This is a genomic window from Streptococcus hillyeri (genome assembly GCF_041081565.1).
GTDB lineage: Bacteria > Bacillota > Bacilli > Lactobacillales > Streptococcaceae > Streptococcus > Streptococcus hillyeri.
Genome location: NZ_CP163513.1, coordinates 1,486,257 through 1,512,473, shown reverse-complemented (window position 1 = coordinate 1,512,473; position 26,217 = coordinate 1,486,257). Strand labels below are relative to the sequence as shown.

At 40.3% G+C, this 26,217-nt stretch carries 23 protein-coding genes, 1 pseudogene and 1 riboswitch; of the genes and pseudogenes, 18 read left to right on the top strand and 6 right to left on the bottom strand.

Features of this window, described 5'->3' with window-relative positions:
• Positions 1 to 15: 15 nt before the first annotated feature.
• Complete coding sequence (locus AB6M99_RS07310; RefSeq protein WP_121834827.1) at positions 16 to 1,368, bottom strand: sodium:alanine symporter family protein; 1,353 nt, start codon at positions 1,366 to 1,368, stop codon at positions 16 to 18.
• Positions 1,369 to 1,532: 164 nt separating this feature from the next.
• Positions 1,533 to 1,627: riboswitch (glycine riboswitch) on the bottom strand.
• Between the two features lie 275 nt (positions 1,628 to 1,902).
• Between AB6M99_RS07310 and AB6M99_RS07305 the strand changes: the two genes are divergently transcribed.
• The 4 genes from AB6M99_RS07305 to AB6M99_RS07290 all read left to right on the top strand — a co-directional run bounded on the left by AB6M99_RS07305 (position 1,903) and on the right by AB6M99_RS07290 (position 5,814).
• On the top strand, positions 1,903 to 3,219 hold the full coding sequence (locus AB6M99_RS07305) for an FAD-containing oxidoreductase (RefSeq protein ID WP_121834826.1): 1,317 nt from the start codon (positions 1,903 to 1,905) through the stop codon (positions 3,217 to 3,219).
• Positions 3,220 to 3,233: 14 nt separating this feature from the next.
• Positions 3,234 to 3,989: a class I SAM-dependent methyltransferase gene (locus AB6M99_RS07300; RefSeq protein ID WP_369350493.1), complete on the top strand. Its 756-nt coding sequence runs from the start codon at positions 3,234 to 3,236 to the stop codon at positions 3,987 to 3,989.
• A 333-nt stretch (positions 3,990 to 4,322) separates the two neighbouring features.
• Positions 4,323 to 4,952: a uracil phosphoribosyltransferase gene (gene upp, locus AB6M99_RS07295; protein ID WP_121834824.1), complete on the top strand. Its 630-nt coding sequence runs from the start codon at positions 4,323 to 4,325 to the stop codon at positions 4,950 to 4,952.
• 271 nt (positions 4,953 to 5,223) lie between these two features.
• Positions 5,224 to 5,814, top strand: a complete 591-nt coding sequence (locus AB6M99_RS07290) for an ATP-dependent Clp protease proteolytic subunit (protein ID WP_121834823.1) — start codon at positions 5,224 to 5,226, stop codon at positions 5,812 to 5,814.
• Between the two features lie 255 nt (positions 5,815 to 6,069).
• On the opposite strand, the gene AB6M99_RS07285 is transcribed toward AB6M99_RS07290, so the two are convergent.
• From AB6M99_RS07285 to AB6M99_RS07270, 4 genes and pseudogenes are all read right to left on the bottom strand, one after another.
• A complete protein-coding gene (locus AB6M99_RS07285) occupies positions 6,070 to 6,246 on the bottom strand; it encodes a DUF3042 family protein (RefSeq protein WP_121834822.1) in 177 nt (58 codons plus the stop codon).
• 521 nt (positions 6,247 to 6,767) lie between these two features.
• Positions 6,768 to 6,881, bottom strand: a pseudogene (locus AB6M99_RS07280) (excalibur calcium-binding domain-containing protein); the annotation flags it as partial.
• Positions 6,882 to 7,493: 612 nt separating this feature from the next.
• Positions 7,494 to 7,838 (bottom strand): type II toxin-antitoxin system PemK/MazF family toxin, encoded by a 345-nt coding sequence (locus AB6M99_RS07275; protein ID WP_121834821.1) that lies wholly within the window; start codon positions 7,836 to 7,838, stop codon positions 7,494 to 7,496.
• The gene (locus AB6M99_RS07270; RefSeq protein WP_121834820.1) at positions 7,828 to 8,040 is read right to left on the bottom strand and encodes a type II toxin-antitoxin system PemI/MazE family antitoxin; all 213 of its coding nucleotides are present in this window, start codon (positions 8,038 to 8,040) and stop codon (positions 7,828 to 7,830) included. The genes AB6M99_RS07275 and AB6M99_RS07270 overlap by 11 nt, the downstream gene beginning before the upstream one ends.
• Positions 8,041 to 8,270: 230 nt before the next feature.
• Here AB6M99_RS07270 and holA point away from each other — a divergent pair, with 230 nt between their 5' ends.
• The 9 genes from holA (at position 8,271) to AB6M99_RS07225 (ending at position 19,518) form a co-directional block, all read left to right on the top strand.
• Positions 8,271 to 9,311, top strand: coding sequence for a DNA polymerase III subunit delta (gene holA, locus AB6M99_RS07265; RefSeq protein ID WP_121834819.1), 1,041 nt, complete (start codon positions 8,271 to 8,273; stop codon positions 9,309 to 9,311).
• An 11-nt stretch (positions 9,312 to 9,322) separates the two neighbouring features.
• On the top strand, positions 9,323 to 10,153 hold the full coding sequence (locus AB6M99_RS07260) for a hypothetical protein (protein WP_369350492.1): 831 nt from the start codon (positions 9,323 to 9,325) through the stop codon (positions 10,151 to 10,153).
• A 71-nt stretch (positions 10,154 to 10,224) separates the two neighbouring features.
• Positions 10,225 to 10,830, top strand: a complete 606-nt coding sequence (gene sodA, locus AB6M99_RS07255) for a superoxide dismutase SodA (RefSeq protein WP_121834817.1) — start codon at positions 10,225 to 10,227, stop codon at positions 10,828 to 10,830.
• Between the two features lie 390 nt (positions 10,831 to 11,220).
• Positions 11,221 to 12,336: a serine hydrolase gene (locus tag AB6M99_RS07250; protein WP_369350491.1), complete on the top strand. Its 1,116-nt coding sequence runs from the start codon at positions 11,221 to 11,223 to the stop codon at positions 12,334 to 12,336.
• Positions 12,337 to 12,447: 111 nt separating this feature from the next.
• Positions 12,448 to 13,815, top strand: a complete 1,368-nt coding sequence (gene murD / locus AB6M99_RS07245; RefSeq protein WP_121834868.1) for a UDP-N-acetylmuramoyl-L-alanine--D-glutamate ligase — start codon at positions 12,448 to 12,450, stop codon at positions 13,813 to 13,815.
• Positions 13,816 to 13,851: 36 nt separating this feature from the next.
• A complete protein-coding gene (locus AB6M99_RS07240; RefSeq protein ID WP_121834815.1) occupies positions 13,852 to 14,919 on the top strand; it encodes a UDP-N-acetylglucosamine--N-acetylmuramyl-(pentapeptide) pyrophosphoryl-undecaprenol N-acetylglucosamine transferase in 1,068 nt (355 codons plus the stop codon).
• A complete protein-coding gene (locus AB6M99_RS07235; protein ID WP_121834814.1) occupies positions 14,920 to 16,248 on the top strand; it encodes a cell division protein FtsQ/DivIB in 1,329 nt (442 codons plus the stop codon). It abuts the gene before it with no gap.
• Positions 16,249 to 16,859: 611 nt separating this feature from the next.
• Complete coding sequence (locus AB6M99_RS07230; protein ID WP_245962686.1) at positions 16,860 to 17,684, top strand: C39 family peptidase; 825 nt, start codon at positions 16,860 to 16,862, stop codon at positions 17,682 to 17,684.
• Between the two features lie 163 nt (positions 17,685 to 17,847).
• Positions 17,848 to 19,518 carry a formate--tetrahydrofolate ligase gene (locus AB6M99_RS07225; RefSeq protein WP_369350490.1) on the top strand — a complete coding sequence of 557 codons (1,671 nt, stop codon included), beginning with the start codon at positions 17,848 to 17,850 and terminating at the stop codon, positions 19,516 to 19,518.
• A gap of 132 nt (positions 19,519 to 19,650) precedes the next feature.
• Here the strand turns inward: AB6M99_RS07225 and AB6M99_RS07220 are convergent, their stop codons facing one another.
• Entirely contained in the window at positions 19,651 to 21,843 is a 2,193-nt protein-coding gene (locus tag AB6M99_RS07220; RefSeq protein ID WP_121834812.1) for an LTA synthase family protein, read from the bottom strand.
• A gap of 113 nt (positions 21,844 to 21,956) precedes the next feature.
• Here AB6M99_RS07220 and AB6M99_RS07215 point away from each other — a divergent pair, with 113 nt between their 5' ends.
• Genes AB6M99_RS07215 through aroB form a run of 5 tightly spaced genes read left to right on the top strand, consistent with a single transcriptional unit; the run spans position 21,957 to position 26,217 of the window.
• Complete coding sequence (locus AB6M99_RS07215; protein WP_369350489.1) at positions 21,957 to 23,120, top strand: class I SAM-dependent rRNA methyltransferase; 1,164 nt, start codon at positions 21,957 to 21,959, stop codon at positions 23,118 to 23,120.
• On the top strand, positions 23,117 to 23,794 hold the full coding sequence (gene aroD / locus AB6M99_RS07210; RefSeq protein ID WP_369350488.1) for a type I 3-dehydroquinate dehydratase: 678 nt from the start codon (positions 23,117 to 23,119) through the stop codon (positions 23,792 to 23,794). Before AB6M99_RS07215 ends, aroD begins: the two co-directional genes overlap by 4 nt.
• Positions 23,784 to 24,647: a shikimate dehydrogenase gene (locus AB6M99_RS07205; RefSeq protein WP_369350487.1), complete on the top strand. Its 864-nt coding sequence runs from the start codon at positions 23,784 to 23,786 to the stop codon at positions 24,645 to 24,647. Before aroD ends, AB6M99_RS07205 begins: the two co-directional genes overlap by 11 nt.
• Positions 24,644 to 25,144: an NUDIX hydrolase gene (locus AB6M99_RS07200; RefSeq protein WP_121834809.1), complete on the top strand. Its 501-nt coding sequence runs from the start codon at positions 24,644 to 24,646 to the stop codon at positions 25,142 to 25,144. The genes AB6M99_RS07205 and AB6M99_RS07200 overlap by 4 nt, the downstream gene beginning before the upstream one ends.
• A 5-nt stretch (positions 25,145 to 25,149) precedes the next feature.
• The gene (gene aroB / locus AB6M99_RS07195) at positions 25,150 to 26,217 is read left to right on the top strand and encodes a 3-dehydroquinate synthase (RefSeq protein WP_121834808.1); all 1,068 of its coding nucleotides are present in this window, start codon (positions 25,150 to 25,152) and stop codon (positions 26,215 to 26,217) included.

The following is a 26,217-nucleotide window of genomic DNA, read 5'->3' as shown; positions in this document are numbered from 1 at the left end:
GCTAACTATACATTCTCAGATTTTCTCAAAATACATTTTTGTTTCTTTGATAACAATAGGTGATAACGCTAGAAGTGCAATGAGATTTGGAATAGCCATCAGTCCGTTTACAATGTCGGCAATCGTCCAAACGATATGAAGGCTTAAGAAGCCACCTAGTGCAACCATTAGGATGAAAATGAGACGGTAAATGCGAATGTGCTTTGTTCCGAAAAGAAATTCAAAACAACGTTCGCCGTAGTAAGACCAGCCTAGAATGGTTGTAAAGGCAAAGAGAACTAGTGAAATGGTCAGTGCAAAACTACCAATAGCTCCAAAAGTTCCACTAAAGGCAGCTTGAGTGACATCAGCACCTTTTAAACTATCACTGGTCCAAACACCAGTAATGAGGATGGTTAAACCTGTCAAGGTACAGATGATAATGGTATCAATGAAAGTACCTGTCATTGAGATGAGACCTTGCTCTACTGGCTCGTTGGTTTTAGCTGCAGCGGCAGCAATTGGTGCAGAGCCTAGACCAGATTCATTTGAAAAGACCCCACGGGCAATTCCCATCTGCATAGCTTTTTGGACGCTGGCTCCAAGAAAACCTCCGATGGCAGCAGATTTTGTAAAAGCAGATTCAAGCACTAGAGCAACAGTAGGGAGAATTTGATTGCTATTTAAGAGAATAACAAGAACAGCAGCTAAGATATAAAGTCCAGCCATAAAGGGAACCACTTTTTCAGCTACTTTAGAAATAGACTGGATACCGCCAAAGATAATGAAAGCAACGATAATGGCGATAATGACACTGACGATTTGTGGAGCAAAGCCAAAGCTAGATTTCAAAGAGCCGGTAATGGAATTGACTTGAGAGAATGTTCCGATGCCAAGCCAAGCTACCAATACACCAGCTAAGGCGAAGAAGATTGCGAGAGGACGCCATTTTTGCCCCATACCATTTAGGATATAGTACATAGGTCCACCAGAAATTTCACCGTTATCATCCTTGGTACGGTATTTGATAGCAAGAAGACCTTCTGCATATTTAGTCGCCATTCCAAAGAAAGCAGCTACCCACATCCAAAAAAGGGCACCGGGACCACCAGCTTGAATAGCGGTAGCCACTCCGACAATATTTCCAGTACCAACAGTAGCCGCAAGAGCTGTTGCTAGAGCCGCAAAACTGGAAATATCTCCGTGATGTTCCTCGTCGTGGACAAAGATTAAACTGAAAGCTTTAGGGAGTTTGAGAATTTGCAAAAGACCGAGACGAAGAGTCAGATAGATACCTGTCCCGACTAACAAGATGAGAAGTGGTGGTCCCCAAACCAAATCATTAACAGTTGAAAGAATCTTTTCAAGATGTGTGAAAAAAGTAGACATATAAAACTCCTTAAAATATAAGTTGCACAGTTATTCTAAGTTAGAATAACTGTCAAACACCCACACTGAACACAAAAAGGACTGAGAAAAATCACAGTCCTGGAGGTGGAGAATGTCGCAAAAAATCCTGTTAAAATGAGAACATCCCCTTTTAACAAGTGCATCATTTTCCTTCTGTCCTTTTACCTGAGAGATTGAGCGAAAAATCGCCTTGCCCCTTCGGTGTTCTGTCTTGCAGAATCTCTCCAGAAGTCCGTCAGTCATCCTGTCCTTGCCCTAAGGCACCTGAGAGTATAATTCCTTCGGTAGATCAAATCTTCTCCAGAATGACGTCAATCGGTTGGTGTTTTATGTAATTGTGCTTATTCTAAATGAAAATGTCAAACTTGTCAAGTAATTTGTGTTAAATGATAACAAATTGATTTGTTTTGGCTATAACGTTCGGAAATAAAATGAATTCAAATTGGCGTAGCGAATTTATGACAGCGACGTTAAAGTTTGTTAAACTAAAGAAAAAGATGTGGAGAAGTGTTTATGAAAGCATATGATTTGATTGTTATCGGCTTTGGTAAGGCGGGGAAAACATTGGCTGGTAAAATGGCTGCCGCTGGTAAAAAAGTTGCTCTTGTTGAGCAAAATGCGGCAAATTATGGTGGCACTTGTATCAATGTCGGCTGTATTCCGACTAAAACCTTGATACAAGCAGCAGAAAACAATTTAACCTTTGATCATGCAATGACGCTCAAAGAGACCGTCACAACTCGTCTTCGCAATAAAAATCAAATGGTTTTAGAAAATAGCGGAGCTGATCTCATCAATGCTCATGCTAAATTTATTTCTAACAAAGTGATTGAAGTTTCAGCTGGTGATGAGACAGAACAATTAACAGCAGAAACCATTGTTATCAATACTGGTGCCGTGTCAAATGTCTTTCCAATTCCAGGGCTGTTAGAGAGTAAGCATGTGGTAGATAGTACAGGTATCCAAAATTTACCTGAACAACCAAAACGACTTGGAATCATCGGTGGTGGTAATATTGGTCTAGAATTTGCCTCGCTTTATGCTCGTCTAGGTAGTCAAGTCACTGTTTTTGAAAATTCCCCAGTCATTTTAGAACGCTATGAAGAGGTGGCTGCCAAATTAGCACAAGAGTACCTTGAAGCAGATGGCGTCAGCTTTGTCCTAGGAAGTCAAGTAGAAGCAGTTGCCAACCGTGGTGAGGAGGTTGTTGTCACTGAAAACGGCAAAGAATATCTCTTTGATGTGGTGATGTACGCCATGGGGCGCAAACCAGCCACTGAAGGACTTGGTTTGGTAAATACAGACATCAAACTGACCGACCGTGGTGCTGTGCAGGTTGATGACTACTGTGAAACAACGGTATCTGGTGTTTATGCGGTCGGTGATGTGAACGGAGGTCTCCAGTTCACTTACACATCACTTGATGATTTCCGCATTGTTTTTGGTAAGTTGACCGGTCAAGGAGATTACAGCCTTCAAAACCGTCAAAATGTACCAAACTCTCTCTTCATTGATCCTGCTTTGTCACAGGTTGGTTTGACGGAAAAGGCTGTGCAAGAAGCAGGTTTACCATACAAGGTCAATGAATTACTGGTAGCTAATATGCCAAGAGCCCATGTCAATAATGACCTTCGAGGCGTTTATAAAGTGATTGTCAATACTGAGACCAATGAAATTCTAGGAGCAACTCTCTTTGGAGCAGGAAGTCACGAAATCATTAACCTCATCAAAATGGCTATGGATAACCATATTCCTTACACTTACATCAAAAATCAAATTTTCACACACCCAACCATGGCTGAGAATTTAAACGACGTCTTTAATTTTTAAAATAATGAGGAGCTATGATGGCAAAGCAAAATATCTATGACAATGATACCTTTTTTGAGGGGTATCAAAAGATTCGAAAAAATGAACGCAATGCCAATACTCTTTTTGAAATTCCTGCCTTATTTTCCTTATTACCTGATTTAAAAGGTAAAAGGATTCTTGATTTAGGCTGTGGATTTGGTGATTACTGCAAGAAATTTAGTGATGCGGGAGCTAGTTCTATTCTTGGGATTGATATTTCTGAGAAGATGTTGGCGGTTGCTGAGGCTGAAAATACGGCTCCTAACATTCAATACCTGAATTTACCGATGGAAGATATCGATCAGTTGGATGGTTCGTTTGATTTGGTGGTTAGTTCGCTAGCTTTTCACTATGTGGCAGATTTTTCGGATTTGATTGCTAAAATTTATGATAAGCTAAATGATAATGGCTTTCTGATTTTTTCACAAGAACATCCAATCAATACCTGCCATACAGGTGGTGATCGGTGGACTAGAGATACCGATGGGAATCGTCTACATTTGAATTTGACTCATTATAGCGTCTCAGGAGAACGTGAGTCTGTCTGGTTTGTGGACAATGTCAAAAAATATCACCGAACATTTTCAGAGATTTTTAATACCTTGATATATGCTGGCTTTACGATTGAGAAAGTGATTGAACCACTCCCAGATGATAAGATGTTAGAAGAATATCCCGAGTATAGGGATTTACTACATAAACCTGATTTTTTAGTCATTAAAGCACAAAAGGTAACAAAGAAAGATTGAGGTTCAGCTCTGCTATTTTCCCTAAAAAATGGTAAAATAGTAGAGCTTATTTTTATGGACAGAGAGAATGAGATGGAATTCAAAAGACTAACTGAGAAAGATTTGTTTGCTTGTGCGCAACTATTTGTTGACATTTTCGTCGTATTGTAGATGAAAACGAGGATAAGCCAATATACAGATGTAAATATCTTGAGAAAATATGTGTAGTTAGAAAACAGTTATACGGCTTTTTGCCATGTGTTTGTCATGGTTAGTTCTACAAAAAATAATAGTCAACCGCTTACTTTTTTGATATAATACTAGGGATAAACGTATATAGAAAGAGGTTCTCTCATGGGAAATTTCCAAGTTATTGCACATCCGCTAATTCAGCATAAGTTGTCTATTTTGCGTCGTACAACGACCTCTACAAAAGATTTTCGTGAGTTGGTTAATGAAATTGCTATGCTCATGGGATATGAAGTGTGGCGTGATCTTCCACTTGAAGATGTTGAAATTGAGACGCCGATTACAAAAACGATTCAGAAACAATTGGCTGGAAAAAAATTAGCAATCGTTCCAATTTTGCGTGCAGGTATCGGTATGGTTGATGGTCTTTTGAGTCTTGTTCCAGCCGCAAAAGTGGGGCACATTGGAATGTACCGTGACGAAGAAACTCTTGAGCCAGTTGAATACTTGGTAAAACTTCCAGAAGATATCGAGCAGCGCCAAGTCTTCTTGGTTGACCCAATGCTTGCGACAGGTGGCTCAGCTATTCTAGGTGTTGATTCATTGAAAAAACGCGGAGCAACTAACATTAAATTCGTCTGCTTGGTAGCAGCGCCAGAAGGAGTTGCAAAACTCAGAGCAGCGCATCCAGACATTGATATCTATACAGCAGCCCTTGACGAAAAACTCAATGAACAAGGCTACATCGTCCCAGGACTTGGAGATGCAGGAGACCGCTTGTTTGGTACTAAATAGGTCCAGTGGACCTATTTAGGTCGTCGCTGGAAAATAAGAAAGCGGCGAGGTCCAGTGGCCAAATAAGTTTAGATCGTTTGAAATAAACGAGCCCTAACAAACTGACTCTAAAGGAATAGAAAAAAATAAGGGCAAATACAGTTGTTCTTATTTTTACAAAAGAATTTTAGCACTCTTTTGAAGAGAGTGCTAAAAAATGAGTTTTTTATTTGACCTTATCTGACTAAAAGCATATAATAACAGTAAGAATTAAGTAGAAAAGAGGAAAATTATGATTCCTGTAGTTATTGAACAAACATCACGCGGTGAGCGTTCTTATGATATTTACTCACGTCTTTTAAAAGACCGTATCATTATGTTAACAGGTCCTGTTGAGGATAATATGGCAAATTCTGTTATTGCGCAGCTTTTGTTCCTAGATGCTCAAGATCCTACAAAAGATATCTATCTTTACGTTAACACTCCTGGAGGGTCTGTATCAGCAGGTTTAGCTATTGTTGATACCATGAACTTTATCAAGGCAGATGTCCAGACGATTGTTATGGGTGTGGCTGCCTCAATGGGAACAATCATTGCGTCATCAGGAGCAAAAGGGAAACGCTTCATGCTTCCAAATGCAGAATACATGATTCACCAACCGATGGGTGGTACTGGTGGCGGTACGCAACAAACAGATATGGCAATCGCAGCTGAGCACCTTTTGAAAACTCGTAATAACCTTGAACAAATCTTGGCTAAAAACTCTGGTAAGACAGTGAAGCAAGTTCACAAGGATGCAGAGCGTGATTACTGGATGAGTGCAGAAGAAACACTTAAATATGGTTTCATTGATGCTATCATGGAAAATAATAGCTTAAATTAAGCAACTATGAGAGGCTGGGAAAAACTCAGATTTGGATCTTGCTGATACAATTGAACAATAGAAAAAGGCTTAAAATTAACGTATATTGATGACGTTATTCTAAGCCTTTTTCTATTGTTGAGACTTTTACCGGGCTCTTTGATTATATTCAAATGGTGAGTGCTTATTGACAAGCAAAGCTTACCTCAGCCTGATAAAACTCAGTTTTATCTAAGTTTTTGGTGAATTGGTTGGTTTGATCTTTGAAAGTATAAATTAGCGTGATACGCGACGACGCGCAGCTTTTTTACGGTTTTCTTCGATAAAAGCAGCTTTCTTTTCTTCAGGTTCAATGATGGTTTTTTGGATTGCAAAAAGCGCACCAGCAGCGGCAGCAACTGATCCAACAACACCGGTCACAAGACCTTTCACAAAAGGATGTTTTTTAGCCATAAGAGTGTCTCCTATCTTCTTTAAGATACCTTAATCATAGCAAAATAGAGAAAATAGTCAAGTTATAAAATTATATGCCTTAAAAAACGGTAATACGATAGGTTTCTTAGCTATCGAAAAATCTAAAATAACAGATTTGCTCCCTTCTCTAATTTTCTAGGACTTTTTCATAGTATTTGACAGTTTCTTTTGCTTTTGTTATAGCTAATAACTATGTTATATGCGTTTTATAGAATGGTAAAGTCAATTAGTTTTTATTTAGTATTTTTGTTAGCACTTCTTCTAATGTGGTGTGGGGCGGAAGCGAGCTCCTACAGAGTTCCATTCCATCTTGGCAAGCCTAGGTCTTGCCACCCCCTTCACACTAAAACTAATAAGTTTTAGTGTGTGGGGGTGAAACTGTTCAGTGGACTATTTGAGATGGACACTTAAAGTTCAGATATAGACTTCCAATCAATTACTGCGCCAATCTGCCATTATCAAAAAAGAGAGGGTTGAGATTTTGGTTCAACTTCTTTTCATTACTCGCAGGCTACGCCATCTCCGTCACGGTCTAAATGTGGACCATAACCAGGGTCTCCAGAATATATCGGAGCAGCTCCTGCGTTTCTCACTGCGGTACAGTTTGCATAGTATGCTTGAACTGGAGCAGCTTCTGGTTCGGGTGCCACGGGTTGTGGAGCTGGAGCAGCTTCTGCTACTGGTGCGGTAGCAAAATTTTGTACCGGAACACTTTCGGTAGTTGAAACAACTGGGTCAGGAGCTTGTGTTGTCGGAGCTTCGAGTGTCGTTGCGATTGTTGATGTAGTTGTGGTTTTTTCAGTGGTTGTTGTAGTGGTAGAAGTTGTAAATTCTGTTACCGTAGTTTTCTTTTCAGTAGTGGTCACTTCGGGATTTTCTTTCTTCTTAGTTGCTGTTGTAGATACAATTCCAGACTTCACAGATGTGTCTTGATTATTTTTATCATTACTGTCTCCGATAAAGCTCCAACTTAATAAGCTGATTACAGCAGTTCCGATAGCGATGTTTCTCATTTTAGGATTAGGGTTCTTTTTACCGAAGTACCAAACTGCAAATAAGCTACCGATAAAAATAACGGGTAGTAATACAATGATGATCGCTATCAGTACAATAATTCCGATGATTATCCAAGGACCATTAGAACCGCTTTTTTTTGATTTTCTTGCCATATTTAAATCTCCTAGTATGTGTGCACGCGTGTGTCTATTTTTAGTGTTTGAATTGCTTTATTCAAAAATGAATTGATAGAGTTGAACGACTTGAGCAAAAGCATAATCGCTTAATATAGTGATTTTTTGGGCATTCCTAGCACGATAGTCGAAAGTGTGTAGTTGGAACGGGTTAACGTAACCGTCAATTTTTTCATTTTCCACGTCAACTAATAGTCCCTTATCTCTTAATTTAGCTTGTCCGTGAGTGATAGGGCAGACAGCAACAAAGCCAGTCTGTTTATTGTAATTGTCACTAGATACGACTAAGGCAGGACGCCTCTTTTGAATTTCTCGCCCAGCAGAAGGGTCAAAATCAATCCAGATAATATCCTGCTTTTTAGGAATGTAATTACTCATGATCTAACAATGTTACCCCTTCAAAGTCATCTTCCATACTTAAATCGTCAAGACCATTAAAAGGATTGGCAATCTTAGGAACTAGCATAATGACATCATTACGACCTTTCTCGATTAAGAACTCTTGACCAGTGGTGATACCCAAGTCTTTAGGAAGTGTCACGGTTATAGAGTTACCGACTTTACGAGCCTTTACAAAGTTCATATTTTCCACCTTCTTTCTGTATATACAAGTATACACCGTTTTTTTGCTATTAGCAATGATAAACCAAAAGCTAGTAAATACTTTTTGCTCCCGTGAAGAAATTTCAAGAAAATGCCATTTTTTAATGTCATAATATTAAGTTTTTTAGTGCCATGAAGCAATCAATGGGAACCTAAACTGCAAAATAGAGAAAATGGTCAAGTTATAACTTCCTGTGGTATAATGAAGGTATGATTGCTATTGAAGAAATTGGTAACATTACCAAAGAAAAACTGGGGCTGATTACGGTCGTTACTGGTGAGGACCTAGGCCAGTATAGTCAGCTAAAAGAAGCTTTTATGAAGGCTATCTCGTTTGATAAGGATGATTTGACCTATTCTTATTTTGACATGGCTGAGACTGATTATGCAGCGGCTGAAATGGATTTGGAAAGTCTCCCTTTTTTTGCGGATGAAAAGGTTGTGATTTTTGACCATCTTTTAGACATTACGACGGATCGTAAATCTTATTTGGGTGAGCAGGAACTCAAGCGATTTGAAGCCTATCTAGAGAATCCTGTGGAGACAACACGCTTGGTTATTATGGCGCCAGGAAAACTAGATGGAAAGCGACGTCTAGTGAAGATTCTCAAGCGTGACGCTCGGATTTTCGAAGCGGTTCCTTTAAAAGAAGCAGACCTGAGAACCTATTTTCAGAAGTTGGCTCATAAGGAAGGATTGGCGTTTGAGTCAGGTGTTTTTGAGGAGCTTTTGATTAAGTCTAACTTTGATTTTTCTGACACCTCAAAAAATTTAGCCTTTTTGAAATCTTATAAGAAGCAGGGCACGGTGACACATGAGGACATTGCGCAAGCTATTCCCAAAAGCCTACAAGATAATTTATTTGACCTGACTCAGTATATCCTGTCTGGCAAGATTGATGCTAGTCGTGAGTTGGTAAGGGATTTACGACTTCAAGGGGAGGACGAGATTAAGTTGATTGCGATTATGCTTGGGCAGTTTCGTCTCTTTTTGCAGGTTAAGATTTTAGCTAGTCAGGGGAAATCTGAGCAAGCTATGGTAGCTGAGCTTTCTAGTTTGATAGGACGGAACATCAATCCCTATCAGGTGAAATTTGCTCTTCGAGATAGTCGCACTCTGTCTTTAACTTTTTTGAAAAAAGCTGTCGCAACGCTCATTGAATGCGATTATCAGATTAAGACAGGTGTTTATGACAAAGATTATCTCTTTGAAGTGGCATTGTTGAAGATAGCAAGTTTACTCAAAGGTTGATGGAGAAGAATATGAAAAAGAAACTGATTAGCTTAATGATTGTGATATTTTCCTTGCTCTTTTTTCTAACAGGTTGTGGAAATGGTGAAAAGGAACGTCAGGTAGCTGAGTCCGAGTTATCCCTCCTGTTTAAAGCTTATGGTTTCACTGGAGAGATGAACGTTGAAGATGCTGTCGGTCGAACGATAGAGACGAGTATCTATAGCGCTGATGGTCATTATACGGAAGTTGTTAACGGCGAAGAGCTAACCTTTTCTCTGTCTCTAGGCTATGGTGAGGAACCTGAAGATTCTAGTCCAGAAGCAATCGCTTCAACAGAAAGCTTGGTAAGGACATTTTTCCCTATTGCCTTGGAGGCGATGTGGAAGCAGCCAGAGGGGAGACAACTTCAGAAAGAAATGGAAAGGACTATAAAAGGGTTTCAATTTGATCATATGACTTACTCTGGTTTTGGGGGTACGATTGATGAGGATTCGCCTCAGATAGGAGATTACTACAAGGTTGTGGAAACGAACCGAAAGGCTGGAAAACCCCTCCAAGGTTTGTATGACATTCCTATTAAAGAAATGCTGGCCAAGGAAAATGTTATAGGGACTCTTTCCTTCCATTTGATGACTTCTGATGTTCTTAATGAGAAACTCGGACAAGCAAAAGAGGCTAAGGAATTTTTGAAAACTGCTGTAGAGAAAGCCGATTTAACACAATTTCCTGATGGTAAATACAGCATCGGATTTGATGAAGAGACAGAATCGGGAACGTATTCGGGTAGTAGTTCCAATTATTTTTATTTCTATGTCAAAGATGGTACCTTTTTACGTATTGATGAGGATTATTATTTCTAGTCAAATTCTTTGAAAGCTCTGCCATTTTCAGATAAAATAAAGGTAATATAACGAAAAGAGGATATGTAATCATGGCAATTATTTTACCAGACCTACCTTACGCTTACGATGCGCTTGAACCAGTTATTGATGCGGAAACAATGACTCTACACCACGGCAAACACCACGCAACTTACGTGGCAAACGTGAATGCTGCGCTTGAAAAACACCCTGAAATTGGTGAAGACCTTGTGGCACTTTTGTCAGACGTTGAGTCAATTCCAGCGGATATCCGTCAAGCAGTTATTAACAACGGTGGTGGTCACTTGAACCACGCTTTGTTCTGGGAATTGCTTTCTCCAGAAAAAACTGAAATTACTGAAGAAGTTGCAGCGGCAATCAATGAAGCATTTGGTTCATTTGACGCTTTCAAAGAGGCTTTCACAGCAGCAGCAACAACGCGTTTTGGTTCAGGATGGGCATTCCTTGTTGTCAATGCAGAAGGTAAACTTGAAGTGGTATCAACACCAAACCAAGATACACCAATCATGGATGGCAAACAACCAATCTTGGCACTTGACGTTTGGGAGCACGCTTACTACCTTAACTACCGTAACGTCCGTCCAAACTACATCAAAGCATTCTTTGAAATCATCAACTGGAATAAAGTTGACGAACTCTACAAAGCAGCAAAATAATTAGCGACACTTTTTAAGGAGAACGATATCTTCTCCTTGAACAGCTAGTCATTCCTCTAGGAAAGTCCCATTGGACTTTTCGTGTGACATCGAGCGTTTCGCCGATGGAACTGAGGAGTGGAACAAGGTAGCTGAATTGTACGCAGCAACGAAATAATTTTGGGGAACTGGCACAAGTCAGTTCTTTTTTAGTTATTATTAGATAGTTCTTCGAATTTGTTTTATAATAGTGACGATATGAAAAAAGAAAATAAACGCCGTTCTAGAAGGCGACAAAAAAGAAGGAGAAAACCTTCAAATTATTTACACAATAGTGTTAGACATACTCGAAACACCTTTAAGGGAACTGACGAAGGTCTGATATTTTTTACAAATAGGATGCTCTCTAAGATGGAAGTGAGCACTTTCTTTCAAAATCGCCTCATTATTTTGGGAACTCTTTGCCTCCTTATCTTGTCTGTTAGTCTTTGGTTGACTAGTGCCGCTATTCTTCCTAAAATGGGCAATAACTCTTCACAGCCTCTCTTAAAAAAATCATCTTCGGAAGAAGCAAAGAAAAGTAAGAAAACCGAAGTGACCCCTACCGTAAAAAGTCTAGAGGCTAAGGAAGCGGTTGTAGCTGAGGACTTAGCTTATATGTCGTCTTTAGGTCTATATTATGACTATGCGCATCTCAGTTTAGAAGATACTGTCAAGGCCTTCTTAGCAGAACAAGGTTTAGACGTTTCTCAGGTAGCGTTTTCTTATAAAAATCTAGTGACCAATGAGACGTTTACCATGAATGATACTCAGCCGATGACAGCTGGTTCAACTTATAAGTTACCACTTGGAATGTTGATTATTGATGAAGCTGCAGCTGGACGTCTTAATATGACAGAGGAAGTGCCTTATACGACTATTGGCAATATTACTGAGGCACCAGATTACCCGCTTTACCTAGCTGGCTTTGGTGAAACAATGAATTGGACACAGATTCTTGATAATGCTCTTATTCATTCTGAAAATACACCAGCCTACGTTATGGCTGATCGTCTCGGTGGTTTTCATGAAGCCTATCAAAAAATCTCTAAATTTGGTCACTCAAAGGGAGACATCAAGACCATTGATTACGAAGGTGGTAACAAGACAACGAGTGATTACTACATACAGGTACTTGATTATTTATGGGAGCATAAAGATAAGTATGCGCCAATCATTGAGCGATTAGACGCTTCTTTCCCAGGTCAATGGTATGAGCAATATGTTCATTCGGTGCGCCTCTCTCAAAAGCCTGGATTTTCTCAGGAAGCCTTAAATGTCAATGCTATTGTAGAAGAAGAAATTCCTTACCTTATTTCAATTTATACGGCAGGATTTGGCGGGAGTAATGCAGATACTACTGATATGAGCGGTTACGGTTATAATCAATTATGCTGTTTAACCTATGTTATCAACGAATGGCACAAGGTAAATATGAACCCAGCCAAAGAGCTACCAGTAACAGAGGGAGTTACAGAAAATTATTAAATGAGGACTAGGTTTATCCTAGTTTTTTTGATGCCTACCTTTACCTTGAAAAATGCTGTTATAAAAGGTAAAATAGATGGGATAGAATTGATAGAATGGACTTATTGTGACATGAAACAGATCACAGATTTTGAAAATAAAAAGGTATTAGTATTAGGTTTAGCACGTTCTGGTGAAGCGGCAGCACGTCTGCTGGTGAAGCTCGGTGCTATTGTGACCGTCAATGATGGGAAACCTTTCGATGAAAATCCCTCGGCGCAAGCTTTGCTTGAAGAAGGCATAAAAGTCGTATGTGGCAGTCACCCTGTTGAGCTTTTGGATGAAAATTTTGAGCTGATGGTGAAAAACCCAGGCATTCGATATGATAATCCCATGGTAGTCCGTGCCCTTGAAAAGGGCATTCCTGTATGGACGGAGGTGGAGTTGGCTTATCTTGTTTCTGAGGCGCCAATTATCGGTATTACCGGTTCAAATGGAAAAACGACCACAACAACGATGATTGCTGATGTCTTTAACCAAGCAGGTCGTACGGGTCTCTTATCTGGAAATATCGGTTTTCCGGCATCTGAGGTTGCTGTTAAGGCGACAGCTGATGATACGCTGATTATGGAACTATCATCATTCCAGCTGATGGGAATCAATGATTTCCGCCCTCATATTGCCCTTATTACCAATCTAATGCCTACGCACATTGATTATCATGGGGATTTTGATGGCTATGTTGCAGCAAAGTGGAACATGCAAAATCGTATGACCAAAGATGATTTTGTGGTGCTTAATGTTAACCAAGATTTGGCGAAAGAGCTGGCGCACAAAACTCAGGCAACAGTCGTTCCGTTTTCAACGACAGAGCAAGTAGACGGTGGCTATCTAGCAGATGGTACCCTCTACTTTAAAGGTGAAGCCATTATGCAGGCTTCTGAAATTGGAGTACCAGGTTCTCACAATATTGAAAATGCCCTAGCAACAATTGTCGTTGCTAAATTATCAGGCATCTCAAATCAGGCAATTAAAGAAGCCCTATCAGCCTTTGGTGGCGTTAAACACCGCCTTCAATATGTCGGAGAAATCGCTGATGTCAAATTCTATAACGATTCGAAATCAACCAATATTTTAGCCACACAAAAGGCCTTATCAGGTTTTGACAATGCGACCACTATTTTGATTGCGGGTGGCTTGGACCGAGGTAATGAATTTGATGAGCTTGTCCCTGATATTGAGGGGCTAAAGTTGATGGTTGTCCTTGGCGAATCAGCTCATCGTGTCAAACGAGCTGCGCAAAAAGCTGGTGTTCCGACACTTGATGCCAAGGATGTCGCTGATGCGACACGTATTGCCTTTGAAAATGCTCAAGCTGGTGAAGTGGTTCTCCTCAGTCCAGCTAATGCAAGCTGGGATATGTATAAAAACTTCGAAATTAGAGGTGAAGAATTCATCACCAGTTTTGAAGAATTAAAATTACAAAACAGTAACTCGTAAAAAGTTCCCTAAAACAATCAAAATAAAAGAAGTTAAATGATGACAAAAAAGAAAATTGTATTTACTGGTGGTGGGACCGTGGGTCACGTTACCCTAAACCTTATTTTAATTCCTAAGTTTCTAAAAGATGGTTGGGAAGTCCACTATATTGGTGATAAAAATGGCATTGAGCACAAGGAAATTGAAAAATCTGGGCTTGACGTTGTGTTCCATTCGATTGCAACAGGAAAGCTTCGCCGTTATTTTTCATGGCAAAATATGCTTGATGTCTTTAAGGTAGCTTGGGGAATTCTTCAATCTGTTGTCATTTTGGCAAAAATTCGTCCGCAGGCGCTCTTTTCAAAAGGTGGCTTTGTCTCAGTACCACCAGTTATAGCTGCAAAAGGATTAAACATTCCAGTCTTTATCCATGAATCAGACCTTTCTATGGGTTTGGCCAATAAAATTGCTTATAAGTTTGCGACGCGAATGTACACAACCTTTGAGCAGGCGGCTGGTCTTGTGAAAACCAAGCACATTGGTGCCATTACCAAGGTTGGTAACCCTCAATCTTTTGACCAGCATCAAATTGATGCTATTAAGGCGCAGTTTGATGAGAGTAAAACAACGTTACTCTTTATTGGTGGCTCAGCTGGTGCTAGGGTTTTTAATGACTTTATTAGCACCAATGATTTGACGACTGATTTTAACGTTATCAATATTTCTGGCGATGAGAACCTCAACACACTTTCAAAAAATCTATATCGCATTGACTACGTCACAGACCTTTATCAGCCCCTCATGGACATGGCTGATGTCGTTGTCACTCGCGGTGGATCAAATACGATTTTTGAACTGGTTGCCATGCAAAAACTTCACGTGATTGTGCCACTTGGAAAAGAGGTGTCACGTGGGGATCAGTTAGAAAATGCTGCTTATTTTGTGGAAAAAGGCTACGCTGAACAATTGCTTGAACCAGACCTTTCTGTGGAGAGCTTAAAAGAGAAAGTAGCTCTGCTATTATCTAAAAAAGAAAATTACCAAGAAGCGATGAAAAAATCAGAGGAAATCACATCACCTGATGCCTTTTATCAGCTCTTGCGTAATGCCATTGAAGGAAAGTAAATGACTAAAAAACATGACACTAATGAGCCTAAAGAAGTGATAGAAAAGACTGACTGGCAGAAGCTCCACGAAGAATTTGTCGCTAGGCAGGCTGTTAAAAACTCAGAAGAAGAGGAAGTCTTAGCAGAAGAACCAGAGCAAATTATGGATGATTTTGAGGATTCTTTAACTGAGGAAAGACAATCTGAGGATGGTGAAGAAGACATTCAAGATGTCATCTCAGAAGAAGATTTCCCAACAGATGAAGAAGATGATGATGAAACTGTTGAGGAACCGAGTGACGTCAAAGAGGAAGTTGTAAAGCTAGAAAATCCTGCTCCAACCCCTAAAGATATTTTAAAAGAAGAAAAGGCGCTTAAAAAACAGCTTAGGGAAAAGGCTAAGAGCGAAAAAAAAGAACAGCGTCTTAAGAACCGTCCATTGAGAGTGGCAAGGTTAAAAGTTGCTTCTATCATTGTTGTGGCAGTTTTAACACTGGTGTGTTCAGGTTTTATTCTTAGCCCTTACAGCAAGGAAAAGCAGTTTGAGGTGACTGGGTTAGAACATGCTGATAAGGCTTCTATTTTGGTCTCAACAGGAATTAAACAATCTGATTACATTTCGAGTGTGTATTTCGAGAAAGAAAGCATTGAAAAAGCCATCCAAGCTGCTAACCCGTGGGTGAAAAAAGCAGAAATCACTTATCGTTTTCCTAACGTTTTTGAGATTTCCATCACGGAGAATCGAATCATCGCCTATGCTCAGACAGAAGCTGGTCACCAGCCTGTTCTTGAAAATGGTCTGCGTATGCCAGTTGTTTCAAAAGCAGACTTACCTGAGAACTTTTTAACGGTTAATCTGACGGATGAAAAAGCGGTGCAGTCCTTGGTCACTCAGTTAGCAAAACTCGATGAAGATCTCGTCTCACGTATTAAAGTTGTCAATGCGGTGACCAATGCCACAACAAAGGATTTGCTTCTGTTAGAAGTCAAAGAAGGTCATCAAATTCGGGTGCCTTTATCACAACTTGATGTCAAGTTGCCATTTTATTCCAAAATTGCTGAAACCCTGACTGCTCCTAGCATCATCGACATGGAAGTAGGAATCTACACGACTAATGAAACCATTGAAGCTATTATGGCTCAGGAAAAAGCAGAGCGTGAAGAGGCTAAGAAAAAAGCAGAGGAAGAAGCGAAAAAGAAAAACAAGAAAACGGATGGCACAGCTGACGCTAATGAGGAAGTGGAAGGGTCAGAAACCCTTTCAGAGGAAACCTCATCACCAGAATTGACAGAAACAGTTGTAACAGACACAACGCAAGAAACAAGTACCGAAAGTACAACACACTAATTTCAAAACTCCTGAATGGTACGATTTGCTAATGAGAGCTAAATGCTTATCAGATTAGCAGTCGTTGTATTTCAGGAGTTTTCATTTACCAAAAAATCATTCTTATCCAGTTTATACTCATTCAAAATCAAAATTAGCATTTTAGAACCTCTAATACTTTTGATGGACTACCGAACGAAGTGAGGGTAAAATGTTTCTTTCGCTATAGTGGTATTCTTATTAGTGAAACTGTCCAGTGGACAGTTTCAGCCTGAGCTTAGAAACCTGGGAGCGAAGGAGACCTAGGCTTGCCAAGAAGGAATGGAACTCTGTAGGAGGGGAGGTTCTGACACTGACTTAGTCAGCTTCATTTCCCACCTCCAAAGGTCTCCCAGACCTTAACGATTGAGACGAACTTCGTTCGCCTTATTCCCCACCTCAAAAGGTCTCCTAGACCTTTTGAGCGCCCCACACCACATTAGGAGAAGTGCTAAAAAATACTAAATAAAAACTAATTGACTTTATAAATTCAAAACACTATAGCTTTGTTGTTGTTAAGTATTAAAGTAATCTGTTTTGCATTCTTTTGTTGAAAGCGCTATAATGGAAGTGAAATGAGGTGAGGTGATACGATGAGACGTTTTATCATGTTTGTGAGCATTTTTTTGACGTTGTTTATCCTGATGATAGGAATGGTGTTTGGGATAACACGGTTTAAATCTGGAAAAGGAGCTGATAAGGTGATATCGTTGCAGTCTAATACTACTGAAAAGGTTGATAAGGATAAAAAAGAGGCTTCAAAGTCAGAAGTGACCAGTGAGACGACTGATAAACCTTCTGAGGAAACCGAAGTACCAAGCAGAGAAGAAGTAGATAACATTTCTCCAGAAGGTCATTTGGAAAATAATCGCCAAAGGGTGATTTTAAATGTGACACAGCAAATTCAGCAAACGCCAACAAACTGTGCGCCAACGACAGTCAGCATGCTTTTATCCTATAAAGGGATTGATGTCAGCCAAGAGATTTTGGCACAAGAAATGGGGACAGATACATCTTTTGGAACCCATAATAAGGATGCGATTGCCATTCTGAATAAGCATCTTTTTGGCTATGAAAGCCCTGCAGCTAACCAAGCAGGCTATCGCTTGGAAACTATTACCAATCCAGAGAAAGACAAGTCACTTTTTAAGGAACGTTTGAAGAAAAATATAGCAGATGGTTATCCTATGTACTATACGATAGAACTCTCAACGCTTTATCCTGATAAAAAAGGTGAACATAATGTTGTAGGAATTGGGTATGAGATGACCACTGATGGTAATGATATTGCGTCTGTTTACTATTTAGATCCGTTATATAGTATGCAAGACCCTGTTCATGCTGGCTTGAAAAAGATAACGGTTGATGAACTGCTTCATTCGACCAGTGTTTGCGTAGAGCCAAACTATGGTTGGTGAGATTTAGTGACTTATATAATTTTTTGTAGAAATACGACCGAAAGATGGTGGTAAAGGACTTTAACTCAGCTAAAACGCGAACATTATTCTGTTTTTCAGTTTGCAATATGTGTTTTTGATTATTATCTGTTATAATAAGATTATCAAAAATACGAGGTGTCTCATGAAAACAGATATTGAAATTGCTCAAAGTGTAGCCTTAAAACCTATTACAGAAATTGTTGAACAGGTGGGGATTACCTTTGATGATATTGAACTTTATGGAAAGTATAAAGCAAAATTATCTTTTGATAAGATTACTGCTATTCAAGAAAATCCTGTTGGAAAGCTCATTTTGGTAACAGCCATCAATCCAACCCCAGCAGGTGAAGGAAAATCAACCATGTCTATCGGTTTGGCAGATGCCTTAAATAAAATCGGTAAGAAAACCATGATTGCCCTTCGTGAACCATCACTGGGCCCTGTTATGGGGATTAAAGGCGGCGCAGCAGGAGGTGGTTATGCCCAGGTGCTTCCAATGGAGGATATCAACCTTCATTTCACAGGAGATATGCATGCCATTACAACGGCTAACAATGCTCTGTCAGCTCTCTTAGATAATCATATCCAACAAGGAAATGAACTTGGTATTGATCAGCGCCGTATCATTTGGAAACGTGTCGTTGACCTTAATGATCGTGCCCTTCGTCAAGTGATTATTGGTCTTGGAAGTCCTGTTAATGGCGTTCCACGTGAAGATGGCTTTGATATCACAGTTGCCTCTGAAATTATGGCTATTCTGTGCTTGGCAACAGATTTGAAAGACCTTAAAGCACGCCTTGCTAATATTGTAGTTGCCTATACTTACGCTAGAAAACCAGTTTATGTTCGTGACCTTAAGGTAGAAGGCGCATTGACGCTTATTTTGAAGGATGCTATCAAGCCAAACCTTGTTCAAACAATCTATGGCACCCCTGCCCTTGTGCACGGTGGCCCATTTGCCAACATCGCTCATGGCTGTAACTCTGTTTTGGCGACCTCAACAGCTCTTCGTTTAGCAGATTACGTGGTTACAGAGGCTGGTTTCGGTGCAGACCTTGGTGCTGAAAAATTCCTTAACATCAAGACACCAAACTTGCCAACAACTCCAGATGCAGTGGTGATTGTAGCCACTTTGCGTGCCCTTAAAATGCACGGTGGTGTGGCTAAGACAGACCTCAATCAGGAAAACGTTGAAGCTGTCCGTAAAGGATTTGCGAACTTGGAGCGCCATGTTAACAATATTCGTAAATTTGGCGTGCCTGCAGTTGTTGCTATCAATGAATTTGTGGCAGATACGGAAGCTGAAATTGTAGCTCTAAAAGAACTCTGTGCTCAGATTGATGTCCCAGTTGAATTAGCTAGCGTTTGGGCAAACGGTGCTGACGGCGGTATTGATTTGGCAGAGACTGTCGTTAATGCTGTGGAAAATGGCGGAGCAGACTACAAGCGTCTCTATTCTGATGAAGATAGTCTTGAGGCTAAAATCACTAAGATTGTCACTGAGATTTACGGTGGTCAATCTGTTCAATTTGGACCAAAGGCTAAAACGCAATTGAAACAATTTGCGGAATTTGGTTGGGATAAATTACCAGTCTGCATGGCGAAAACACAATACTCATTCTCAGACAATCAGTTTCTCCTTGGAGCACCAGAAGGATTTGATATCACCATCCGTGAATTTGTGCCAAAAACAGGAGCTGGTTTCATCGTAGCCTTGACTGGAGATGTGATGACCATGCCAGGATTACCAAAACAACCAGCAGCTCTTAATATGGATGTAGCAGAAGACGGCACAGCAGTAGGCTTGTTCTAGTAATCCTTGTAAATTATCAGATAAAAAGTCAACTTCGGTTGGCTTTTTTTGATGACAAAAACCTCTCCTGAATGTCAGGAGAGGTTACATGATATTAGCTCAGCTATTTTTCAAAATTATCTGAGCTAATTGTTAATCTTTCTTTTCAGTTGTGGTGCTTGTCTCGCTAGTGTTTTCGCTTTCCTCGGGTTTGGGATTGAGCGATAGGTAGCTAGGTGCGTTGAAGCGATCAACTGTTGTTTTGTTACCGTGTTTGCTATAGATACTGGTTGAAGCTGAACCGAGCTTTTGTTCGATAGCAATCAAGGATTTGAGACTGTTTGTATATGAGAAATTTTCGACATTGACAACTTTTAATCCATTTGTCTTATCAAAGCGGAGCAGGTCTCCAGTTTGGATTTCATCACTCATTTTGAGTTGTAAAGCAGCAGTGTTTCTAATGTCCTCTAATGCCACCGTTGTGTTCTCATCAGGATTGGTGATTTCGAGTCCGCTGACAGTGTCATAGATACGACCATTATAGGAAGTGTATTGTGGTGTGATGTAACTACCAGCTGTACGGAGAGCGACAATTTGTTTATTGTCTGCTGATAGTAAATCTTGTCCCACTTGACTGTAGTTTGCAGTGTCAATTCCTAAAATGTGAAGGAGAGTAGGGAGGCCATCAATTTCCCCACCAAAGGTATCGCTGATAAAGCCTTTGGTCATGCCTGGTACATGGACCATATAAGGTACACGCTGTAGCATGGCATTGTCATACTGGCTCCAAGTTTCCGTATCTTTTCCTAAAAGCGGTGCTAAGTCTGGATTTCGTGAATTTGAAATTCCGTAATGGTCACCGTAGAGAACAATGACAGAATTATCATAAATTCCGGTGTCTTTCAAGTATTGGAAGAGCGCTTTGATAGACGAGTCAAGATAATTTGCTGTGGCGAAATAACCGTTGATGGTTTCGTCGTTTGTTTGAGCCAGAGGGAAACCTTGTTCATCGCTGTTACCCAATAAACTGTTGTAAGGGTAGTGATTGGTTACGGTGATAAATTTTGTGTAGAAGGGTTGTTGCATGCGTTCCAAATACTGGATTGAATCAGCTAACATTGTTTTGTCATTGAGACCATATTGGAAGGAATTGCTTTCTGTTTGCTCAGAAAAATAAGAAGCATCAAAGAAGTAATTATAGCCCCACTGTTTGTAAGCGTTGTTTCGGTTCCAGAATGAACCGACATTTCCGTGGAAAACAGCACTGGTGTAGTTACCGTTTTGAGCTAAGATAGTTGGTGCTGCAAATTGAGTGTTTTCCCCACCATAGTTAACCATGAAAGAACCATTTGACAATCCAAACAATCCAGTTTCCATCATGGTTTCGGCGTCAGATGTTTTTCCGGCCTTAACTTGGTTAAAGAAATTTGAAAAAGCAAAGGTCTCTTTTGAATGATAAAGAGAATTGATAAATGGCGTCACTTCATATTCCTTATCATCGACTTTTAACTTATAGTCAATCAAAAATTGTTGGAAACTTTCAAGGTGAAGGACAATCACATTACGTCCTTTACCGATTCCAAAATAATCTTGATTTGGGGCGGCATAGTGGCTACTGAGGTATTCCTTAACAGGAACGAGGTCTTCAGCGCTAGCGCTATCACGCTCCTTTTGAGCCTGAATGGCTTGATTGGTTGAGTAGATGCTAAAGGTTGGTAAACCTAGGGCGCGAACCACATAGGTATTTGAAAATCCGCGGGTCAACAGTTCAGGACGATCCAACTCAGCCATAAACAGGTTAATGGAAAAGGCGAGCGCTGAAAGGGATGTGACAGCAAAGCTGGCTCTCTTGTGGAAAGGACGACTGTCTGTGGCGATCTTCTTTTTCCAAAAGAAAAAGGCTATGATGAGGTAGTCTATCACATAGATAAGATCCCAAACCTGCAAGGAATCAAGGACTGTTTTACCAAGGCCTTCTGAGGTCTTTCGGCTGGCCATGGCAGAGCTGAACGTGATAAAGTCTGCAAATTCACGGTAATAAATAATATTAGCAAAGAGCAGTGTAGTCAGCAAAATCGAGATGGTCCAAGCAAGGATGTAGAAAGGCTTTTTGCGTTTAATATAAAGTGCCAGTCCAATCAAGAGTAGTCCGACAGGAATAGGGTTAATGACCACCAAAACTAATCGGAGATAGTACTGCACAGGGTGTTCAACTGAGGCCAAGTCGAGGTTAAAGGCCATGAAGTAGGCCCAAATCGTCTTGAGGGTATAGCCAAGTAGTAGTAGCAATACAAAGCCTAACCTCGTCGAGACCACATCAAAGAAAGTGTTTTTTAGTCTTTTCAAAGTATTTTCCTCATTCTTAGAAATCATATGAGTTTATTATAGCATAAAACAAAAATCAGGAGTAATCTAAACCTACTGTGGCTAACTGTCTGAAAATTTGCTATAATACTCCTATGATTAAACTTGTTATGGGAGATTTGGCTGAGAAACGTGTGAAGTCAGGTGTTCAGCTCATTGATGGGAGAGATTTTCCCAATCAAGAATTTACTGACGGATTGGTTTCTTTGGTCAATCAAAAAGGTGCCTTTCTAGGGACAGCTTACCTGTCGCCGCAAAATAAAGGGATTGGTTGGGTCTTGTCTCGTAGTGCGATGGACTTGACGGAAGACTATTTGATAGGATTATTTGAAAAGGCTAAGAAAAAGCGTCATCGTTTTGAACATAGCGACTTGACCACTGCCTACCGTCTCTTTAATCAAGATGGGGATAATCTTGGTGGTGTAACCATTGATCGTTACGGAGATTATGCGCTGTTTTCTTGGTATAATACCTATATTTATAGCCAGAAAGAGCTCATTATATCAGCCTTTCAGAAGGTTTTTCCAGAGCTTGTTGGTGCCTACGAAAAGGTACGGTTTAAAGGCGACTTGCCTGAAAGTTCTCATCTTTACGGTGATGAAGCACCTGAGGTTTTTGAGGTTTTGGAAAATGGCGTGCGCTACTCAGTCTTTTTAAACGATGGTCTAATGACAGGAATTTTCTTAGACCAACATGAGGTCAGAGGAAGTTTAGTTGATGGGTTGGCGCTAGGCAAAACAGTTCTTAATATGTTTTCCTACACCGCAGCTTTTTCCGTGGCAGCAGCTATGGGCGGAGCGTTAGCAACGACATCGGTTGACTTGGCGAAACGTTCTCGCGACCTTTCTAAAGCGCATTTTGACGCCAATGGCTTTGATGTTAACAACCATCAGTTTGTGGTCATGGATGTTTTTGAGTATTTTAAATATGCCAAACGTCATGATTTGACATTTGATGTGATTGTCATCGATCCACCAAGTTTTGCTCGAAATAAAAAACAAACGTTCTCAGTTTTGAAGGATTATCACAAATTGATTGCGCAGGCGTTGGACATTTTAAGTCCCAAAGGAACCATCATCGCTTCCACCAATGCTTCAAATATGACAGCGCAGCAATTTAAAAAACAAATTCAAAAAGGACTTGGAAAAACCAAGCACCACTTTATAGATTTAAAACAGTTGCCGAGTGATTTTACCGTCAACAAAAATGATGAAAGCAGTAATTACTTGAAAGTATTTACGATAAGGGTAAACCAATGAAAATTGTCGTTCCAGTAATGCCTAGGAGTTTGGAAGAGGCACAGATGCTTGATGTGGCTAAGTATGACTTAGCAGATATCATCGAATGGCGTGCTGATTATTTACCAAAAGAGGAGATTTTGACTGTTGCACCTGCTATTTTTGAAAAATTTGTAGGGCGAGAGGTACTTTTTACGCTAAGGACGAACCGTGAAGGGGGCAACATTGCGTTAGAAGACAGCGAATATGTCAGTCTTATTAAGGAAGTTAACGCGATTTATCAGCCGGACTATATTGATTATGAGTATTTTTCACATATGGATGTGTTTCATGAGATGCTTGAGTTTTCAAATTTAGTCCTGTCTTATCATAATTTTGAAGAGACCCCTGGTAATATTATGGAAGCCTTCTCTGAAATGACAGCCCTTTCGCCACGTGTGGTGAAAATTGCGGTCATGCCTAAAACCAATCAAGACGCACTTGATTTGATGAATTTTACCAGAGGCTTTAAGACCCTTAATCCTGAGCAGGAGTATGCGGTCATGGCAATGGGAAAACTAGGGCGTATTACCCGTGTTGCTGGTGAATTGATGGGATCATGCTGGTCCTACGCTAGTCTTGATGAGGAAAGTGCTCCAGGGCAAATCCCTCTTCATCAATTAACCAAGTTTTTGGAGGTGTTAGATGCAGATTGATGGACACACACGACTAGCTGCGGTGGTCGCAAGACCAATTAAACATTCGATTTCTCCTTTTATTCACAACTATGCCTTTCAAAAGGCGAATATCAATGGTGTTTATGTGGCATGGGATATTCCAGAAACAGATCTTGAAGAAACCCTCAAAAATGTGAAGCGCTATGACATGTGGGGCGTGAATATTTCTATGCCTTATAAACAGGCTGTCTTGCCCTATATGGATGACTTAACGGATTCAGCCCAGCTTATCGGTGCGGTGAATACGGTCATTCATCGTGATGGCAAATTGATTGGTCACAATACGGATGGTATCGGTTTTTTTCAATCTCTAGAGACACTTTTAGACTTTAACATTGCTAATAAACACCTAACCATTTTGGGTGGTGGTGGTGCGGCAACGGCTATTATTGCTCAAGCTGCGCTCAATGGTGCTAGTCATATTACGATATTTAACCAAACAGCCTTCTTAGAGGAAACACAGGTAAAAGCGCAAGCTTTGTCCCAAAAAACAGGTGTGGCAATTGACGTTTATCCGATTGAAAATCTTGACTTGATTGAGGAAAAAGTGGCTGAAAGTCAGTTGTTTGTTAATGCGACTAGCGTGGGCATGGATGGTCAATCAATGATTATTCGTGATGATTTTCAATTTCCAGAAGGTCTTACAGTAGCAGATGTGATTTACCAACCCTTTGAAACCCCATTTTTAAAACTGGCACGTAGCCGTGGGCTTAAGGCTATTAATGGGTTAGGAATGCTTCTGTTTCAAGCTGCTGCAGCCTTTGAAGAATGGACAGGTGAGCCGATGCCGACTGATGAGATTTGGCAGGCGTTAAAAGAAAAATATCAATGATAAAAACCTATCAGATTGGCGACAGTGATTTTCAGGTTGCACGTCAACGTCAGGCAGTACGTGTCCTTGTTTTAACTCCTGATGAGAAAGTTCTTGTCATGACTTATGGCAAATATGATTTCTCAGTTTTACCAGGGGGTGGACTAGAAGACGGAGAAACCTTTGAACAGGCTTGTCGGCGTGAGATTTTGGAAGAAACAGGTTATCAGTGTACGTGGCTAAGTCAACTGTGCCAGATTGACGATTACCGAAAAGATGAACAGCTCCTCCAAATTCATCATGGGTTCGTTGCGATGGTTTCGGAGAAAAAGCTGGCGCAGCATTTCGATGAAAATGAAACATCAGACAAGGTATATTTAGAAACCTTAACGTTAGAAGAACTTGTCAAACGTTTTTCTGTTCAACAACCTCATACAGAACAACAGAGCCTCTTACGCCAGCGTGATAGGATAATTTTACAAGAAGCCCTAACTTATTTACATCAAGTGAGGAAGTGATAGCAATGAAATTACATGTTGATTTAGCGACAAATCCCTATGATATCATGATTGAACGAGGGTCTCTTACAAGTGTAGGAGACTGGGCTCGTTCCATTTGGAATTGTCAGAAGATTGCGATTATAACAGATAATCATGTTGCCTCTCTCTATGCAGAGACGGTTCAACAAAGTCTTGAAACTGCCGGTTTTGAGGTCTTTGTTTTTGAGTTTTTAGAAGGAGAGGCTTCCAAAAATCTTACAACAGTTAATAATGCCTACGATTTCTTGCTTGAAAATGGTTTGACTAGGGGTGACGGGATTGTTGCTCTTGGTGGTGGTGTTGTCGGTGATTTAGCTGGTTTTGTTGCTTCAACCTACATGCGTGGGATTCCGTTTTTACAGATACCAACAAGTCTGACTGCTCAAGTGGATTCTTCTATTGGTGGCAAAACGGGTGTTAACACGCCTAAGGCTAAAAATAGCGTTGGTACCTTTAATCAACCTAAGGGGGTTTTAATTGATCCTGATGTTCTTCAGACACTTGGTCAGCGTGAATTGATTGAGGGAATGGGTGAGGTGATTAAGTACGGTCTCATTGATGATGTTGCTTTGTGGGACTTGCTTGATTCTTTAGATGGGAGCGTTGCTGCTATTTTGGAAAATGCCGAGGCGATTATTTACCATTCTTGCCAGGTTAAACGTAAGATAGTGGTTGAGGATGAGTTTGAGGGCGGTGTCCGCATGTATTTGAACTTTGGTCATACGATTGGGCATGCTATTGAACAAACTGCGGGCTATGGTAAGGTTATGCACGGTGAGGCTGTTGCGATTGGTATGGTTCAAATATCTCATGTGGCTGAGAAAAAAGGACTCATGCCCGCTGGTATCACGGATGCCATTAGTGCGATGTGTGCTAAATTTGGGTTACCAACGGATTACGAGCCTTGGAAGACAGATGAATTGTACGCAGCTTTGACGCATGATAAAAAGGCTAGTGGTGGCTCGATTAAGACTGTTATTGTTCCAAAATTAGGAAGCGCAGCCATTAACCAAATCAGTCTAGAAGAAATGAAAGCTTACTTGGAGAAATAA